The following is a 1673-nucleotide window of genomic DNA, read 5'->3' as shown; positions in this document are numbered from 1 at the left end:
AATCTACACCTATCAGCGGCGCAGGATGCGCAGCTCTGAGGTCACGGATGAAGACCAGGCCAGGATGGCGCCTGACAGGATGTTGGGATGGTCGCAACAAAGAACCCGCTTCGGCGGGTTTTTTGTTCTGGGCGTCATTCCGGACTGGCAGGGGCTTCGGGTTCGGGTTCTGCGGCGATACGGTTGCGACCGGCGCCCTTGGCCGCATAGAGCGCCCGGTCGGCGCCTTCGGTAAGGGTGTAGCCATCCATCCCGGCCCTGTGGGTCGCGATACCGACGCTCAAGGTAACTACCCGCCGTGACCAGGCATGGTTGGCAACGGCAGCCCGGCAACGCTCGGCTACCAGGTGGGCCGCGGTGAGATCGGCGCCCGACAGCAGGATGGCAAATTCCTCGCCGCCATAGCGAAAGCAGGCGTCATTGTCGCGACAGCTCTGCAGCAGCAGCTGACTGACCGTCTGCAAGGCGGTGTCGCCGGCCTGGTGGCCAAAGGCATCGTTGTAGGCCTTGAAGTGATCGACGTCGATCAGCAGCATTGACAACGGCGTGCCGTGGTCGTCGGCGCGCCGCAGATGCTCAGTCAGGCGCAGGTCGAAGGCGCGTCTGTTGAACAGACCGGTCAGGGCATCGGTGACGCTGCGTTGCTCGGCCGCCTGCATCATGTCCAGTAGCTGGCGCTGCGACGCCTCCAGCATGTGCTGTTGCTCGATATGCTCGGTGACGTCCACCGACAGCCCCGCCAGGGCGATGCCCTGCCGGGTGACCAGGGGAAACTTGTAGGACTGCCAGAAGAGGCGTCGGCCATCCGGGGCCGTCATGCGCTCGACGAGTCGGCTCGGCTTGAGTTCGTTCATCACCTGCTCGTCGACCTGGCGGAAACGTGGCGCGGCTTCTGGCCAGATGATGAAGTCGTCCTGGCCGAGGACCTCGTCGCGGGTCAACTCCAGCTGCTGCAGAAAGGGCTCGTTGACATAGCGGTAACGCCAGTCGCGGTCCTTGATGTAGGCGATGAAGGGCCCGTTGTTCATGAAGGCGGAAAAGTTGATGTCCAGTTCTTCCAGCTGGCGCAGGGTCTCGCGCTGTTGCAGCAGGATGATGACCTGTCGCGCCAGCCGTTGCAGGTCGTCGACCTGCGCCGTCTCGAAACACCGGACCCGCTCGTCCATCACGCAGAGAGTGCCAAGGGCGACCCCGTGCCGGTCGAGCAGGGGAATGCCCAGGTAGGCGCGCATCCGTTCCAGACCGGGTGCCGACCTGAGGTGTGAGACGCGCGGATCCCCCTGCAGATCCTCTACCAGAAACGGCTGGCGCGGGGTACGGATCGCCAGATGGCAGAGGGAGGCGTCGGCCGGTACCTCGGTTACCGTCACGCCCTGGCAGGCCTTGAACCAGAGACGCTGCCGATCGGCCAGGGTGATGAAGGCCACGGGCGCCCGGGTCAGTTGGCAGGCCAGAGCAACGATGTCCTCGTAGGCGGCTTCGACACCGCTATCGAGAATCTGCAATTCGCTCAAGGCGTGGAGACGCTGGGCGTCATCGGGTGCAGTCATGCGGGCTCGCGAAGGCGGGATGTCTGGCTAGAGCATAGTATCCGGGGTGGCAGAGGAAAGCTGCAGCCTTGCCGCAGTCCGCCGCCGGGGGGGGGGGGGGCCGCCCCCCCCGCGGGGGGGGGG

Annotated in this window: 1 protein-coding gene; it reads right to left on the bottom strand. The window is 65.2% G+C overall.

Annotated features, from left to right (window positions below):
• Nucleotides 1-134 precede the first annotated feature (134 nt).
• Entirely contained in the window at nucleotides 135-1550 is a 1416-nt protein-coding gene (locus QMX82_RS25630) for a GGDEF domain-containing protein (protein ID WP_282288789.1), read from the bottom strand.
• Nucleotides 1551-1673: the final 123 nt, after the last annotated feature.

Source organism: Pseudomonas sp. PS02302 (assembly GCF_029959585.1).
Taxonomy (GTDB): domain Bacteria; phylum Pseudomonadota; class Gammaproteobacteria; order Pseudomonadales; family Pseudomonadaceae; genus Chryseomonas; species Chryseomonas aestiva.
Note: the sequence above shows the minus strand (reverse complement) of the source record. Positions and strands in the feature narration are given on the sequence as shown.